This window comes from Curvibacter cyanobacteriorum (assembly GCF_028649475.1).
Taxonomy (GTDB): domain Bacteria; phylum Pseudomonadota; class Gammaproteobacteria; order Burkholderiales; family Burkholderiaceae_C; genus Curvibacter; species Curvibacter cyanobacteriorum.
Genome location: NZ_JAQSIP010000003.1, coordinates 21,675 through 36,220, shown reverse-complemented (window position 1 = coordinate 36,220; position 14,546 = coordinate 21,675). Strand labels below are relative to the sequence as shown.

At 64.5% G+C, this 14,546-nt stretch carries 10 protein-coding genes; 1 reads left to right on the top strand and 9 read right to left on the bottom strand.

Translation table 11 applies throughout. From position 1 onward, the window contains the following. Positions 1-47 precede the first annotated feature (47 nt). Positions 48-614 carry a transcription elongation factor GreB gene (greB, locus tag PSQ40_RS06815; protein WP_273949991.1) on the bottom strand — a complete coding sequence of 189 codons (567 nt, stop codon included), beginning with the start codon at positions 612-614 and terminating at the stop codon, positions 48-50. A 207-nt stretch (positions 615-821) separates the two neighbouring features. Here greB and pap point away from each other — a divergent pair, with 207 nt between their 5' ends. After that, complete coding sequence (gene pap / locus PSQ40_RS06810) at positions 822-2,411, top strand: polyphosphate:AMP phosphotransferase (RefSeq protein ID WP_273949990.1); 1,590 nt, start codon at positions 822-824, stop codon at positions 2,409-2,411. An 86-nt stretch (positions 2,412-2,497) separates the two neighbouring features. Here pap and PSQ40_RS06805 read toward each other — a convergent pair whose 3' ends face one another. The 8 genes from PSQ40_RS06805 to PSQ40_RS06770 all read right to left on the bottom strand — a co-directional run bounded on the left by PSQ40_RS06805 (position 2,498) and on the right by PSQ40_RS06770 (position 14,501). Continuing rightward, positions 2,498-3,058, bottom strand: a complete 561-nt coding sequence (locus PSQ40_RS06805) for a hypothetical protein (protein ID WP_273949988.1) — start codon at positions 3,056-3,058, stop codon at positions 2,498-2,500. Continuing rightward, entirely contained in the window at positions 3,058-5,157 is a 2,100-nt protein-coding gene (gene ppk1, locus PSQ40_RS06800) for a polyphosphate kinase 1 (protein ID WP_273949986.1), read from the bottom strand. The genes PSQ40_RS06805 and ppk1 overlap by 1 nt, the downstream gene beginning before the upstream one ends. A gap of 8 nt (positions 5,158-5,165) precedes the next feature. Then, the gene (locus PSQ40_RS06795) at positions 5,166-6,884 is read right to left on the bottom strand and encodes a SulP family inorganic anion transporter (RefSeq protein ID WP_273949984.1); all 1,719 of its coding nucleotides are present in this window, start codon (positions 6,882-6,884) and stop codon (positions 5,166-5,168) included. A 23-nt stretch (positions 6,885-6,907) separates the two neighbouring features. Beyond that, positions 6,908-7,768 (bottom strand): PPK2 family polyphosphate kinase, encoded by an 861-nt coding sequence (locus tag PSQ40_RS06790; protein ID WP_273949982.1) that lies wholly within the window; start codon positions 7,766-7,768, stop codon positions 6,908-6,910. A 137-nt stretch (positions 7,769-7,905) separates the two neighbouring features. Further along, complete coding sequence (locus PSQ40_RS06785; RefSeq protein WP_273949981.1) at positions 7,906-9,036, bottom strand: ABC transporter permease; 1,131 nt, start codon at positions 9,034-9,036, stop codon at positions 7,906-7,908. Further along, positions 9,036-11,870, bottom strand: a complete 2,835-nt coding sequence (gene rbbA / locus PSQ40_RS06780; RefSeq protein ID WP_273949979.1) for a ribosome-associated ATPase/putative transporter RbbA — start codon at positions 11,868-11,870, stop codon at positions 9,036-9,038. The genes PSQ40_RS06785 and rbbA overlap by 1 nt, the downstream gene beginning before the upstream one ends. Further along, positions 11,870-13,069 (bottom strand): HlyD family secretion protein, encoded by a 1,200-nt coding sequence (locus tag PSQ40_RS06775; protein ID WP_273949977.1) that lies wholly within the window; start codon positions 13,067-13,069, stop codon positions 11,870-11,872. The genes rbbA and PSQ40_RS06775 overlap by 1 nt, the downstream gene beginning before the upstream one ends. Before the next feature lie 4 nt (positions 13,070-13,073). Beyond that, complete coding sequence (locus tag PSQ40_RS06770) at positions 13,074-14,501, bottom strand: efflux transporter outer membrane subunit (RefSeq protein ID WP_273951142.1); 1,428 nt, start codon at positions 14,499-14,501, stop codon at positions 13,074-13,076. Between the last annotated feature and the right edge of the window lie 45 nt (positions 14,502-14,546).

The following is a 14,546-nucleotide window of genomic DNA, read 5'->3' as shown; positions in this document are numbered from 1 at the left end:
CGAAGCGCCGCTTCAGGTTCGGCGGCGCCTCGGCGCCCGCGCCAGCATCAGGGCTGGGCCGTGGCGGGGGCCGGGTAGCGGACCTGGAGCACCTCGATGTCCACCGGCCCTGAGGGGGTGATGAGCTTGACCACATCGCCCTCGCGGGACTTCAACAGGGCACGCGCCACCGGCGAGACCCAACTCACCTGCGACTGCGCGCTGTCGGCTTCGTCAATGCCCAGGATGGTGACGGTGCGCTGCGTGCCTTGCTCGTCTTCGTAGGTCACCGTGGCGCCAAAAAACACCTGGTCGCTGCCATGGTGCAGGCTGGGGTCGGTGACCTCGGCGATCTCCAGGCGCTTGGTCAGGAAGCGGATGCGGCGGTCAATCTCGCGCAGTCGCTTCTTGCCATACAGGTAATCGCCATTCTCCGAGCGGTCTCCGTTGCTGGCGGCCCAGTGGACAATGTCGACCACCTTGGGCCGCTCCACATCGATCAGCATCAGCAACTCATCGCGCAAGCGCTGGTAGCCCTGGGCGGTGATGTAGTTGCGCGTGCCGGCCGGCAAGGGCGGCAGCGCCAGGTCATCGTCATCGTCCGAATCGGTTTCGCGTGTGAACGCCTTGCTCATCGAGTTCGTCTCCAGCGGCCAGGCCGCATCTTCGGCTGCGATTGTAGGGGCCGTCTGCTCAAGCCAACCGCAGGCCCACTGACGGACCTCGTACCCCACTGAATGGCCAATTGGGCTGTAGTCTGAAAGCGCTTTTTGCGCCGACAATTTCGGTCACCGCCCCGCGCCGACACGCAGCAGGCGGCGGCATCCACCAGGAGAAGATCCATGTTTGAATCCGCAGAAATCGGCCACAAGGTCAGCAAGTCCGCGTTCCGTGAGGCCGTGCCGGCCCTGCGCACCGCCCTGCTCCAAGCCCAGGCGGAACTGTTCGACAAAAAGCCCTTCCCTGTTCTGGTGATCATCAGCGGGCAAGATGGTGCCGGCAAGGGCGAAACCATCAACATGCTGTACGAGTGGATGGACGCGCGATTTCTCTCCACCCTGGCGTTTGCCCACCCCACCGAGGAAGAGCGACAACAGCCACCGATGTGGCGCTATTGGCGCTCGCTGCCGCCCAAGGGGCGGGTGGGCATCTTTGCGGGCTCGTGGTACTCCGAGCCGATCCGCCAGCACATCGCGGGCGACATCTCCCGCGAGCAACTCGACGCCCGCGCCACCCAGATCAACCGCTTCGAAGGCATGCTGGCCCAGGAAGGCGCGCTGATCCTGAAGTTCTGGTTCCACCTGTCCAAGGATGCCCAGCGCGAGCGGCTCAAGGAACTGGAAAGCGACCCCCGCACCGCCTGGCGAGTGAGCCCCTGGAACTGGGAGCGCGTCAAAACCTACGACCAACTGCAGGACACCGCAGGCCCGCTGTTGCGCATGACCAGCACCGCCTGGGCCCCCTGGACCGTGCTGGAAGCCGCCGATGACCGCTACCGCTCGCTGACGGTGGGGCAAATGCTGCTCAAGGCCCTGCAAGAGCGGCTGGCCCAGGTGCCCGCCCCAGCCCCCGCGCAGGCGGTCAACCCGACGCGGGTCGACCCCGACGGGCTCAACATCCTCTCGGCCCTGGACCTCAGCCATCGCCTGAGCCCGCAAAGCTACAAGACCGAACTGGCGCACTGGCAAAGTCGCCTGGCTGGCTTGGTGCGTGACCCCCGGTTTCAGAACCGGGCGCTGGTGTGCGCCTTCGAAGGCGCGGACGCCGCCGGCAAAGGCGGCGCCATCCGACGCATCTGCTCGGCCCTGGACGCGCGCCAGTACCAGGTGGTGCCGGTGGCCGCCCCCAGCGAAGAAGAGCGGCTGCAGCCCTACCTCTGGCGCTTCTGGCGCCAGCTGCCCCGCAAGGGCACCATCACCTTGTTCGACCGCACCTGGTACGGCCGCGTGCTGGTCGAGCGCGTCGAAGGCTTTTGCCAACCCAAAGACTGGCAGCGCGCCTACACCGAGATCAATGACTTTGAGCATGGCATGACCGACGTGGGCATCGTGGTGGTCAAGTTCTGGTTGCAGATCAGCCAGGAGGAGCAACTCAAGCGCTTTCAAGAACGCGAGAGCGTGCCCTTCAAGCGCTACAAGCTGACCGATGAAGACTGGCGCAACCGGGACAAATGGGACGCCTACCAGCAAGCGGTCTGCGACATGGTCGAGCGCACCAGCACGGCCAGCGCCCCCTGGACCCTGGTCGAGGGCAATGACAAGCGCCACGCCCGCGTGAAGATCCTGCGCACGGTGTGTGAACAACTGGAGGCGGCGCTGAACCACCTCGACCCGCTGCCCGAAAAACCCCCACGCGCCAACAAAGTTGGCAAAGCCGCCCAAGCCATCAAAAAGCCCAAGGACGAGAAGAAGGCGAGCAAAGCCAAGCGTTGACACCAGGCCCGGGCCCGTGGGGCCCACCGGCCCTCCCAGGGGCCCATGCCGCTGCCCCAGCAACCGCCCCTGCCGCCCTCTTCTCCTCAGGCGGCGTCTTGGTGCGGGGCCGGCAATGGAATCGGTGTTGGGGCGGGGGCGGCGGCAGGGGCGTCGGCCGGAGACGCGGCCGCGAACTGCACCGCCGACATCAGCAGGGTGAATAACATGCTGCCACTCAGTCCCGTGCAGAACATGCCCGAGAACGCGATCATCAAGGGCAAGGCCTGCTGCCATTGCTCGTACCGTGACTGACCGTACAGGCCAAGGGTGGAGTAAGCCAGTCCGGCAAAGGACAGCGAGGACACAAAGCCCCGGTAGTATTCGCTCGTCCAGACAAACAGCGCCCAGCACTGAATCTCGATCGTGTGCAAAGCCAGGATCAGGATGATCATCACCATGAACAACAACTTGAGCCGGAACGGGTGCTGAACATTCAGGTACTTCTTGCTGCGGGCCAGGGGCAAGACCATCGAGATCAGCAAGAACCCATGGCTGGCGATGATCAACACCATCACGCCAAAGCCGTACAGGAACATCAGCAAACCATCTTCTGCGGGGCTCAGATTGGGCGGGCGCAAGCTCATGCTCAATGACAGCGTGGACATCAAGACTCCTTCCTGCTGGTGCCCGCGTACTTGCGCATGAGGGCTTGCTGCGCTGAAGGGTAGGCCCCATCGGCGACCTGGTAACTGCCGTCTGGGTTTTGCTCCCACGCGTCCTGGGCATCCAGCAGGTAGGGAATCAGGGCCTCGTCGTACAGCCGCTGCCGCAGTTCGTTGTCCAGCACCGGCCAGGCCAGCTCCACACGCCGGTCCAGGTTGCGCGACATGCCATCGGCACTGCTGAGGTAGGTCCAGACCCGCTCGCCCGCCACCAGGTGGTAAATGCGCGAATGCTCGAGGTAGCGTCCGATCACCGAGCGCACCCGCACCCGGTCACTGACGCCCGGCAGCCCCGAAGGCAACAGACAGGCGCCCCGAACGATCAGGTCCACCCGGGCACCGGCCTGAGCCGCCCGCAGGATGCCGGCGATCAGGCCCTCGTCGGTCAGCGCATTGAGCTTGAACACCACGCGCGCCGCCCCCCCCTGCAGGGCCTGTTCACGGACCTCATCCAAGTGCGCGAGCAAGGTTCGGCGCAAGGCATTCGGCGCATTGATCAGGTGATGCAGCTGGGGCGAGACGCCCGGCTGTCGCAGGGCATCGAACATGGCCTGCACGTCGGCGCAAAACTCGGTCTGGCTGGTCAACAAACCGATGTCGGTGTAGAGCCGCGTGGTCTTGACGTTGTAGTTACCGGTCGAGACGTGGGCGTAACGCCGCAGCGAAGCCTGTTCGCGGCGGGTGATCAACAGCATCTTGCAATGCGTTTTCATGCCTGCGATGCCGTAAAGCACCTGGGCCCCCAGCCGCTCCAGTTGTTCGGCCCAGGCGCTGTTCACCGCCTCGTCAAACCGGGCCATCAACTCGAACACCACCGTCACATCCTTGCCGCGCCGCACCGCCTTGCACAGCAGATCCAGCACTTCGGAGTGGGCACCCGCGCGGTAGATGGTTTGCTGAATCTGCAGCACGTGCTTGTCTTCGACGGCTTCGCGCAGCAATTGCAGCACGGGCTCAAATGACTCGAAGGGGTGGTGCAACAGGACATCGCGCCGGTCCAGTTGGGCAAACAAAGGCTGCTTGCGCTGCAAGGCCTTGGACCAGGCCGGCTCATAGGGCTTGTAGCGCTGCTTGCTGGGGTCGGCGAGGTCCAGCAACTCCTGCACGCGCACCAGGTTGACGGGGGCCTCCATGCGGTAGAGGGCACAGGGCGGCAGATCAAACTCCTGCAGCAGCATGCGACTGAGTTGCACGGAGCACTGGGCGTTCACCTCGAGTCGCACCGGCTGGCCAAAGTGGCGTGTGTGCAACTGAGAATTCAAGGCCAGGCGCAGATCGGTCTGGTCATCGTCCTGGACCCAAAGCTCGGAATCCCGGGTCAAGCGAAACTGCACGCACTCCAGCAGGTGGTAGTCCGGCAACAGCACCGACAGGTTGGCACGCACGACGCTGGACAACAAGACGAAGGCCTGACGCCCGTGGCTCAGCTTGCCTGGCAAGCGCAGCACGCGGGGCAAGGCGCGGGGAATCTTGAGCACGGCCATGACCGGTGACGATGGCCCGGAACCCTTTTTCTTCTTGGGCTGCAGGCGCAGCAAAAAGTGCAGTGACTTGTTGGCCACCTTGGGGAAAGGTCGGCGGGGATCGATCAAGGTGGTCGTCAGGAGCGGCTTGATCTCCTTCAGGAAGACTTGTTTCACCCAGGCTTGCTGAGCGGTGTCCCGATCGACATGGGACAGGATGGCAATCTTCTTGAGCCCCAACTCGGTCCGCAAGTCGTCGCAGTACACCCGGCACTGTGTCTCCAGCAGGGCGCGCACCCCCTGTGCCACGCGATGAATGCCGGCCTTGAGCGCCTGGGACTCCGGGCTGCCCGGCACCGCCGCCCGCAGGGCCCCCATGTAAGGGGCCATGCGCACCTCAAAGAATTCGTCGAGGTTCGCCGACACGATGGTCAGGTAGCGCAGGCGCTCCAGCACGGGATTGCAGGTCAACATGGCCTGCGCCAGCACCCGGCGATTGAACTCGAGGATCGCCAGTTCGCGGTTCAGCAAGGGCAAAGGCGCTGGCAGTGCCTCTCCTGCGGGCAGGTTGATCGCCACCACCGCCATCATCCTGGCACCACCGGGACCGAGCGCTGCGTGGCCGCCGGGGACGCACTGGACACCGCGGCAGGCGCCGCCGTGCTTTGCAGGGCCTGCTGCACCCCCTGGTGCACCGACAACTCAGACAAATGCTCGTCGGCCACGCCGAACAGGTGCAGCACCTCGAGCACCTGGATCACACTGGCGCTCAAGCGCACGAAGATCAGTCGCACCTGATGTTCCTGCAGTGACTGCGCCAGCTCCTGCAGGCTCTCGACCGCGCCCCCATCGAGATCGGGACTGCGTTCAAGGCTCAGCACCAGCACCCGAGGCCGAAGGCTCACGTCCAGCACCCGCGCCCGGATGTCCTGACACAGCTTGTCGGCGTTGGCAAAGGTCAGACCTTCGTCCGGCCGCAGCACCAGGATGCCCGGCACCGGCTCCGCCTCCGGGAACGTGTGGCGGTCCACAAACACCGTGTCTTTGCCCAAACGACCCAGCTCTTGCACGGCCCCTTTGCCGAGTTGCAGCAAGGCCATGATGAAGCTGATGCCAATGCCCAGCAACAGACCGTCGAGCACCCCAAACAACACCGCACCCAGCGCCGCAGCGATGGCGGTGAGGCGGCTGCGGCGCAACTCGAAATACACCTTCAAGGGGCCCCAGCCCAGGCTCTTCCACATAGAGAAGATCACAATCGCCGCCAGCACCGGCTCGGGCGTTGAGGCCAGGAACGGCAAGCACGTCACGATCAGCACCACCAGCGCCAGCAAGGCCACCCAGCCAGTCGCCTTGCCCTGCGCGCCGTAGACCACACTGGCCGAGGTTTGCGAAAAACCCGCGCCCACCGGCAGGGCGTTGAACAGGCCCGAGGCCAGGTTGCTGACACCCAGCGCCCACAGGTCTCGGTTGGAATCGATGGGGTCTTTCTTGAGCAGGGAATAGGTGCGAATCGAAGTGCAGGATTCGCCGTACACCATCAACATGACGGCAATCGACATCTCGGCCATCTGGCGCCACTGAGTCTGGTTGAGGCTGGGCCAATGGGGGCGCTGCCAAGTCAATTCAATGGCACCGACTTCGGCCACGCCCAGGGCATGCCAACCGAACAGGCGGTTGGCCAGCACACCCAGCACAATGACCGCGAAGGCCATGGGGAGCTTGCGAAAGACCGTCCCCATATACAACAGGGCACAGGCCAGCCCCCCCACCATCACACTCCAGGGCTGCCACTGAGGCACATGGGTCAGCAGCTCCCACGCCATGGGCAGGGCCCCCGACGCGTGGGGCGTGAAGCCCACCAGCGAGGGCAATTGCTTGATGCAGATCACCCAGGCCAGGCCCAGGGTGAAGCCGCGCAGCACTGGGCGGGCAATGAAGTCCGAGATGCGCCCGAGGTGCAGCAAGGCCGCCAACATGAAAATCAGGCCCGTCATGATCACCAGCACGGCGGACAGCCCCATTTGCAGCAGCACATTGCCCCCCGCCAAGGACGCCGTGGCCGCCGCCATCACGGTGGCCGACGAGGAGGTCGGCGCCACCACGGCAAAGCGGCTGCGCCCCAACAGGCCATAACCCAGCAAACCCAGCACCGAAGCCATCAAACCGGCCTGCGGCGGCAACTCGCCCAAACGCGCGTAGGCAATGCTTGAAGAGGCCAGCAGACCTGCCAGAGACACGCCCGCCACCATGTCCATCCAGGACACGGCGGGCCACGACAGGTGCTTGACGGAATCGGTACTCATGGGACCCACAGTCGCTGAAAAGGTCAGGCCTTGGGCTTGCGGATCGCCTTGGCCTCGGCACTCGCGGCATGGAAGCGGGCGCGCACGTCCTTGAGGTCGGCGGCGGGCTCAGGGTAGCTGGGGTGCATGTCCTTCAAGGTATCACGGATGATCTCGGCCACCAGCAGGTTGCGCGAATCCTTGTCATCGGCAGGCACCACAAACCAGGGCGCTTGCGGGGTGCTGGTGCGCTCCAGGGTTTCCTGAAACGCCTCGATGTACTGGCTCCAGTACTCGCGTTCCTGGTAGTCGGACGCCGTGATCTTCCAGTTCTTGCTCTCGTCGGTGAGCCGGTCCTTGAAACGCGCCAGCTGCACGTCGGGACTCATGTGCAGGTAGAACTTGATGACGCGGGTCTGGCACTCGTCGGCCAACAGTTGCTCGAACTGGTTGATGATGTCGTAGCGCTTCTTCCAGACCGACTTCGGGACCAGTTCGTGCACGCGGGCCACCAGCACGTCCTCGTAGTGGGAGCGGTTGAAGATGGTGAACTCACCCCGGGCCGGCGTGCGCAGGTGCACACGCCACAGGAAGTCGCGCGCCATCTCGCTGGCGCTGGGCTGCTTGAAGCTCACCGTGCTGACCCCCTGGGGGCTGACGCCTTGCAGCACATGCCGAATGACCCCGTCCTTGCCGGCGGCGTCCAGGGCCTGGAACACCACCAACAGCGACTGCTTCTTTTCGGCGTACATGGTCCATTGCAGGGCCCCAATCTCGCTGGCCACCTTGACCAGGTCCTTCTTGTTCTTGCTCTGGTGCTTGAGCAAGGCCGCGTCGAGCGTGGGCAAATCGGACAGCTTGTGGTCACTGCGCGGCTTGAACATGTATTTGGAGGCAGTTTGCATAGGGTCTCTCTCGTTGAGGTCACAGGCCAATGGGGCGGAAGGACGCTGCGTGACACCTCACGCAGGGGGCTGCACTGATCCCTGGCGCCGGAGGCAGCCCTCAGCCGGGCTGACCCTTCGGGTGCCGGGGTACCGACTCAGCCGCCAGAGTCGGTGGTGGACTTTCGGAAGCGCACCAAAGACACAAAGAAGAGCACTGCCGTGATGACCGCAAGTGCCAGGAAGTCGGGCCAGACCGTGTAGAAGTCCGCGTTGCGCAACAAAATGGACTGCGCTGACGACACAAAGTGGGTGGTGGGTGCGGCCAACATGATGTCCTGCAGCACCTGCGGCATGCTCTCGCGTGGCGTCGCCCCACCCGACAGCATCTGCAGGGGCAACAAGACCAGCACCATCAAGATGGAGAACTGCGGCATCGAGCGCGACAGCGTGGCCAGGAAGATGCCCAGCGCCGTGGTCGAGAACAGGAACAGCAGCACACAGACCATGAACAGGGCCAGCGACGGGGTCGCGATCGGCACATGCATGACGCCCTTGACCATCCCCACGAAGGCCCCCAGGGTGGCCAGCAGCACCACCAGCCCCATCGACAGCACCTTGGAGATCATGATCTCGCTCGGCGCCACGGGCATGGCCAGGATGTGCTCCATGGTGCCCTCCTCACGCTCGCGGATGACTGCGGCGCCGGTCAGGATGATCGACAACATGGTGATGTTGTTGACCACCTGAATGATGGAAGCGAACCACGAAGCGATCAGGTTGGGGTTGTAGCGCATGCGCATGTCCAGGCTCACCGGCCCGGTGGCCGGGGCGTCGCTGCGGCTCAGGAACTGCCCGACCTCGGTGCTGAGGATCTGTGCGATGTAGCCATTGCCCGTGAAGGCCTGACTCATCTGGGTGGCGTCCACGTTCAACTGAAGTTGGGGTGAACGACCAGCCAGCACATCGCGCTGGAAGTTGCTGGGGATCGACAAGCCAAAGGTGAAGGTGCCCTGGTCCATGCCCGCGTCCATGGCCTGGCGGCTGACCAACTGGGGCGGCATGAAGTAGGGCAATTCGAAGGCTGCCAGCAACTGGGCCGACAGGGCCGAACCGTCCTCGTCGACCACCGCGATGGCCGCCTTGTTGATGCTGTCCGGCATGGCGGTGGCCGCCACGTAGATGTCCAGGCTGAAGGAGTAGAAGATCAGCACCAGCATCATCGGATTGCGCAGCAGGCTCCACATCTCCTTGACGCCCAGGCGGAATATGTTTTTGAAGCTGGGCATCACCGCTCCTGTTTCTTCAGTAAGAACACGGCCAGGCCGAGGATGGTGGGCACCGACGCAGCCAGCGACCAAAGGGCGGTCGTCAACTCAGGGGCACTGAGGCCCTTGTTGAACACCCCACGGCTGATGGTCAGGAAGTGCGCCGACGGGTAGGTGACGCCAATCAGGTGTCCGATCCCCTCCAGCGACGACACGGGGTTGAGCAGCCCGGAGAACTGGATCGCGGGGATCAAGGTGACGATGATGGTGATGAACACCGCCGCCACCTGGCTCTTCATGAACGAGGAGGCCAGCAAGCCAATGCCCGTCGCCGAGAGCGAATAGATCACGGCGGCCATGGCCAGGGTCAGACCGCTGCCGCTCATGTTGACCTGGAACACGACCAAGGCCATCAACACCATGAGGCAGAAGTTCAAGAACGCCAACAACACATACGGCGCCTGCTTGCCCAGCAGGAACTCGGCCCGGCTCACCGGGGTGACGTAGAGGTTGAGGATGGAGCCCATCTCCTTTTCACGCACCACGGACAAGGCCGTCAGCATGGCGGGGATCATCATCAACAGCAGAGGGATCACCGCGGGCACCATGGCGGGCAGGCTCATGACGTCGGGGTTGTAGCGGTAGCGTGTCTCGATGTCCATCGCTGCCGGCGGGGCGGTGCCCATGCGGTCCTGGTACTGCTGAGCCATCCACTGAAGGTGCATCGCCTGCACATAGCCTTGAATGGTGTTGGCCCGGGTGGGCATGGCGCCATCGACCCAGACGCCGACGTGGGCGGTGTCGCCCTTGCCGATGTCGAGCGCGAAGTTGCTGGGGATCTCGACCGCCATTGACAGCTCACCGCTGACCATGCGCCGGTCCATGTCGGCATAGCTGTGGAGGGGCGCCTGCTGCTTGAAGTAGCTGGAGCCCGCGATGTTGTTGGCGTAATCACGGCTCAGCGTGGTCTGATCGCGGTCCAACACGGCATAGCGCAGGTTGTCCACATCGAGCGTGATGCCGTACCCCATGACGAGCATCAGCAAGGTGGTGCCCAGTAGCGCCAGCGTGGCGCGCACCGGGTCGCGCACCAGTTGCAGGCTTTCGAGCTGGCAATAGCTCCAGGCACGCACCAGGCTGAACCCCCGGGGCCGGTGCCGGGCCGTGGGCACGGCCGGGGCCGATGGCGGTTTGGCCGCGGGCGCGACCGCCCCGGCAGCCGGCCCGGCAACCGGTGCCGCAGCGACTGGGGGCGCAGCACCGGGCTTGCTGACGGTTTGCCCTGTGGCGCGCTCAAGGTAGTACAAGAACGCGGCTTCCATGGAGCTGGCCTGACAGCTTTGGATCACGTTGTTCGGGCTGTCGGTGATGACCACCTGACCCGCGTTCATCAGCGAGATGCGGTCGCACATCTGCGCTTCGTTCATGAAGTGGGTGGTGATGAAGATCGTCACCCCGTCTTCGCGCGACAGCTTGATCAGCGACTGCCAGAACACATTGCGGGCCACCGGGTCCACACCCGAGGTGGGCTCGTCGAGGATCAGCAAACGGGGCCGGTGGATGACGGCCGCCGCCAGGGACAAGCGCTGCCGCATGCCCAACGGCAATTGGGCAGGCATGGCGTGGCGGATGTCGGTGAGGTCGAACTGGACGATCGACTCTTCGATGCGCTGCGGCAGGTCGGCCTCCGGGATGCCGTACAAGCGCCCCTGCAGCGCCAGGTTCTGGGTCACGCTGAGTTCGGAATACAGGGAGAAGCCCTGCGACATGTAGCCCAGGTTGCGCCGCGTGGCCAGGTCATCGGCATTGACCTTTTCGCCGAACAGGTAGGCCTCCCCCGAGGTGGGGGTGAGCAAGCCGGTGAGCATCTTCATCGTTGTGCTCTTGCCGCAGCCGTTGGAGCCCAGGAAGCCGAAGATCTCGCCCGGCTCGATCTTGAAGTTCACGGAGCTGACGGCAGTGAAGTCGCCAAAGCGCATCGTCAGGTCCTTGGCCTCGATCGCCAGGGTGTGCTTGGCCCCGGTGTCCAGGGGCGGGATGTGAATCACCTTGAACTGCTGACGGTCCGCGTCGGGCAGCAAGGCCACAAACGCGTCGTCGAGGGTTTGTGTCTGGGTTTTGGACTTCAGTTCAGCGGGCGTGCCCGTGCCCAGGATTTGCCCTGCGTTGACGGCCACCAGCCAATCAAAGCGGTCTGCTTCCTCCATGTAAGAGGTGGCCACCACGACACTCATGCCGGGTCGTTCCAGGCGGATGCTGTCGATCAGGTCCCAGAACTGCGCCCGAGACAACGGGTCCACCCCGGTGGTGGGCTCGTCCAGCACCAACAGATCCGGGTCATGGATCAGGGCGCAGCACAAGCCGACCTTTTGTTTCATGCCCCCCGACAGCTTGCCCACCGGCCGGCTCAGGAAGGGGAACAGCCCCGTGCTGCGCGTCAGGACGTCGATGCGGCTGCGCCGCTCTTCGTCGGTTTGGTTGAACAGGCGGCCAAAGAACTGCAGGTTCTCCTCGATGGACAAGGTCGGGTACAGGTTCTTGCCCAAGCCCTGGGGCATGTAGGCAATGCGGGGACACACCGCCTCCCGGTGCTCGTGGGAACGCATGTCCCCGCCAAGCACCCAGACCTGCCCCAGCTGGATCTTCTTGGAACCCGCCAGCAGTGACAGCAGGCTGGACTTGCCCACGCCGTCGGGGCCGATCATGCCGACCATTCGACCTCGCGGGATGTTCAGGCTGATGCCATTGATGGCCGTGACGCTGCCGTACTGGTGCCGCAGATCGATCACCTGGGCCACATAGGCGTCGAAATTCAACGCGGCTGGAGGCGGTGTCGCTGCCGTGGAGGAACGCATCACTGCGCGTTCTCCTTCTGGGCGCCAGCCACCTTGACCTGCAGGTCAGCGGGCCAGGTGGCCTGCGCGTCCAGCTTGACCCAAGCCACCCCGGGCACTCCGGTCTTGACGCGCTTGATGTTCTGCTGGAGCCACTTGGGATCGACCTTGGCCTTGACCCGGAACATGAGCTTCTGGCGCTCGCTGGCGGTTTCAACCGTCTTGGGCGTGAACTGGGCGGTGCTGGCCACAAAGCTGATCTGGGCAGGCACGGCTTCGCCAGGGAATGCGTCGAGCGCAATGCGCGCCTCGGCCCCCAGGGCAATGCGGCCCGCCACTTCTTCGGGCACAAAGAAGGTCATGAACACGTCGGTGAGGTCGATCATGTTGAGCACCTTGCCGCCGTTGCCGAGCACCTCGCCGGGTTCGGCCAGGCGCGATTGCACGCGGGCCGAGGTCATGGCGATGAGGATGCTGTCGTCGAGCGAGGCGTCCACCTGGGCCAGGGCCGCCACAGCGGCCTTGCGGGCGGCCAGGCTGGTCAGCACCGATGATTTGGCGGCCACAACCGCTTGCTGGGCCACGGCCTCCTGCGCCAGGCTGGCAGCCACCGCGGCCTCCAGGCTGGCCACGCGGTCGCGGTCGTCGTCCCGTTGTTGGGTCGAGGCGGCGCCGTCTTGCGCCAGGTTGTCAGAGCGCACCATGTGTTGGCGGGCCATCTTGAGATCGGCCACCTGAACCAGAGTGCGGGCGGCAGCGCCGGCACGGTCGCGCTCGCGCAGGCCTACCATGACGCGCGCGCTCTCGATGTCGGAATCCGCCTGCTCGATCCGGGCCACGGCCTGTTCACGCTGGGCTTCGAGGGTATCGACCTTCATGCGTGCCAGCACCTGCCCCGCTTGTACCGAATCCCCTTCATGCACCAGCACTTCGATCAGCCGCCCGGAGGTTTGAGCTGCCACGTCGATCTGCGTGGCATCCATTCGACCATTGCCCGAGCCCAGCCCGGCCGGGCCCGGGGCCGGCTTGAAGGTCTGCCAGGCCCAGACGCCGACACCGACGACCACAACGACGGCCACGAGGCCCTGCCATGAGCGGTTCGGCGCTTTTTTGGGCAGGACAGCGGGCTTGGCCGTCGCCGTCGGCTTGGGCGCGGCGGCCGAGGAAGCGGAGGCCACTGCTGGGCGGGGCGCGTTGGCGTTATCAGGGGTAGTGGTCATGGCGTTATTGAGCGGTCGGCGGAACAGAGGAAGAGACAGAGGTGTCGGTCAGCAAGGCCGAACCACCCCCCAGTGCGGCGTACAAATTGATGCGGCTGGCGATCCAGGCCCCACGGGCTTGGGCCAAGGCCTGGGCCAACTGAAGCTGGTCGCGTTGCGCGTCCAAGACCTCCTGGTACGCCGTGGCGCCGCGCTTGAAGCGACTGGTGGCCACGCGGGTGCGCTCTTGTTGGTCCGTCTGATCGGCCTCACTGAGGTCGAGTCGCAGCTTCAGCCAGTGGCTGTTGGACAAGGCATCGTTCACCTCTCGGAAGGCCGTCTGAATGGCCTTGTCGTACTGCGCCACGGACTCGGTGCGACGCCAGGTCTGCAGTTCGTGGTTGGACTGGCGTGCGCCCCCGTCAAAGATCGGCAGGGAAATGCGGGGCGAGAACAGCCATGCGCCGTTGCCGCTGTCGAACAACTGACTGAACTGGTTGCTGCTGACGCCACCGGCTGCGGTCAGCGTGACGCTGGGGAAGAACGCCGCCCGCGCCGCACTGACATTGGCCTGCATGACCCGCAGTTGGTGCTCGGCGGCCATGATGTCGGGCCGGCTTCTGAGCAGGTCGGTCGGCACCCCGGGCCGCAGTTCGGGCCAGTTCTGGGGCGAGACATTGATTTTTTGCAGGGGTGGCAAGGGGCCGCCGACCAGCAAGGTCAGGGCTTGCCACTGCTCGGCACGCGCCTGTTGCAGGCTGTGCAGGCCTGACTTGGCCTGGTTGACCATCAAACGCGTGGAGGCCTGCTCCACGGGCGGCACGGCCCCGGTCTGGATTCGGCGCTGGATGAGGCGCAGGCTCTCCTCGCGGTTCAGCACCTGGCCCCGGGCCAACTCGATCAGCTCATCAGAGCGCCCCAAAGCGACGTAGGTCTGGGCCACCTGAGCGATCAGGCTCAGCACGGCTGCGCGGCGGTTGGCATCGGAGGCCAGAAACTGCTGCAAGGCGGCGTCGCGCAAATCCTGCACCCGGCCCCAAAAATCAAGCTCCCAACTGACCATGCTGAGGCCGACTTGATAACCGCTGTTGACGGCAGGAATACCGAACAAAGCGGCGTTGTCGTTCAAGCCAGCGCGATTGGCGGAGGCACTGGCGTTGATTTTTGGCAAACCTGCTGCATATTCGATGCCATAGGCTTTTTGCGCTTGCATGACCCGCGCCATGGTGGCGCGTAAATCGCTGTTATTGGCCAAGGCGCGCTCAATCAGAGATTGCAATTGCGCATCGGTGAAATACTGCTGCCATGGCATTTGGGCCAGGGAGGTCACCCCCCTGCCCGACGAGGCGGATGATGCCGACTGCGGTGCATCGAACTGGGCAGGGGCCGCCCAGCCTTGCTCAGGCTGGCTTTTCTCTGGGGGCATGGCACATCCCCCAACCAACAAGCCCATCATCAGCAAAGCGCCAGCGCTTCGCAGACGTGGGACGCCCTCTCT

Bases quoted from the DNA above. Each gene is read 5' to 3' on its own strand.
- PSQ40_RS06790 (WP_273949982.1), bottom strand. From the start codon at position 7,768: ATGCAAACTGCCTCCAAATACATGTTCAAGCCGCGCAGTGACCACAAG.
- PSQ40_RS06770 (WP_273951142.1), bottom strand. From the start codon at position 14,501: ATGGGCTTGTTGGTTGGGGGATGTGCCATGCCCCCAGAGAAAAGCCAG.
- PSQ40_RS06805 (WP_273949988.1), bottom strand. From the start codon at position 3,058: ATGTCCACGCTGTCATTGAGCATGAGCTTGCGCCCGCCCAATCTGAGC.
- PSQ40_RS06785 (WP_273949981.1), bottom strand. From the start codon at position 9,036: ATGCCCAGCTTCAAAAACATATTCCGCCTGGGCGTCAAGGAGATGTGG.
- pap (WP_273949990.1), top strand. From the start codon at position 822: ATGTTTGAATCCGCAGAAATCGGCCACAAGGTCAGCAAGTCCGCGTTC.
- rbbA (WP_273949979.1), bottom strand. From the start codon at position 11,870: ATGCGTTCCTCCACGGCAGCGACACCGCCTCCAGCCGCGTTGAATTTC.
- PSQ40_RS06775 (WP_273949977.1), bottom strand. From the start codon at position 13,069: ATGACCACTACCCCTGATAACGCCAACGCGCCCCGCCCAGCAGTGGCC.
- greB (WP_273949991.1), bottom strand. From the start codon at position 614: ATGAGCAAGGCGTTCACACGCGAAACCGATTCGGACGATGACGATGAC.
- PSQ40_RS06795 (WP_273949984.1), bottom strand. From the start codon at position 6,884: ATGAGTACCGATTCCGTCAAGCACCTGTCGTGGCCCGCCGTGTCCTGG.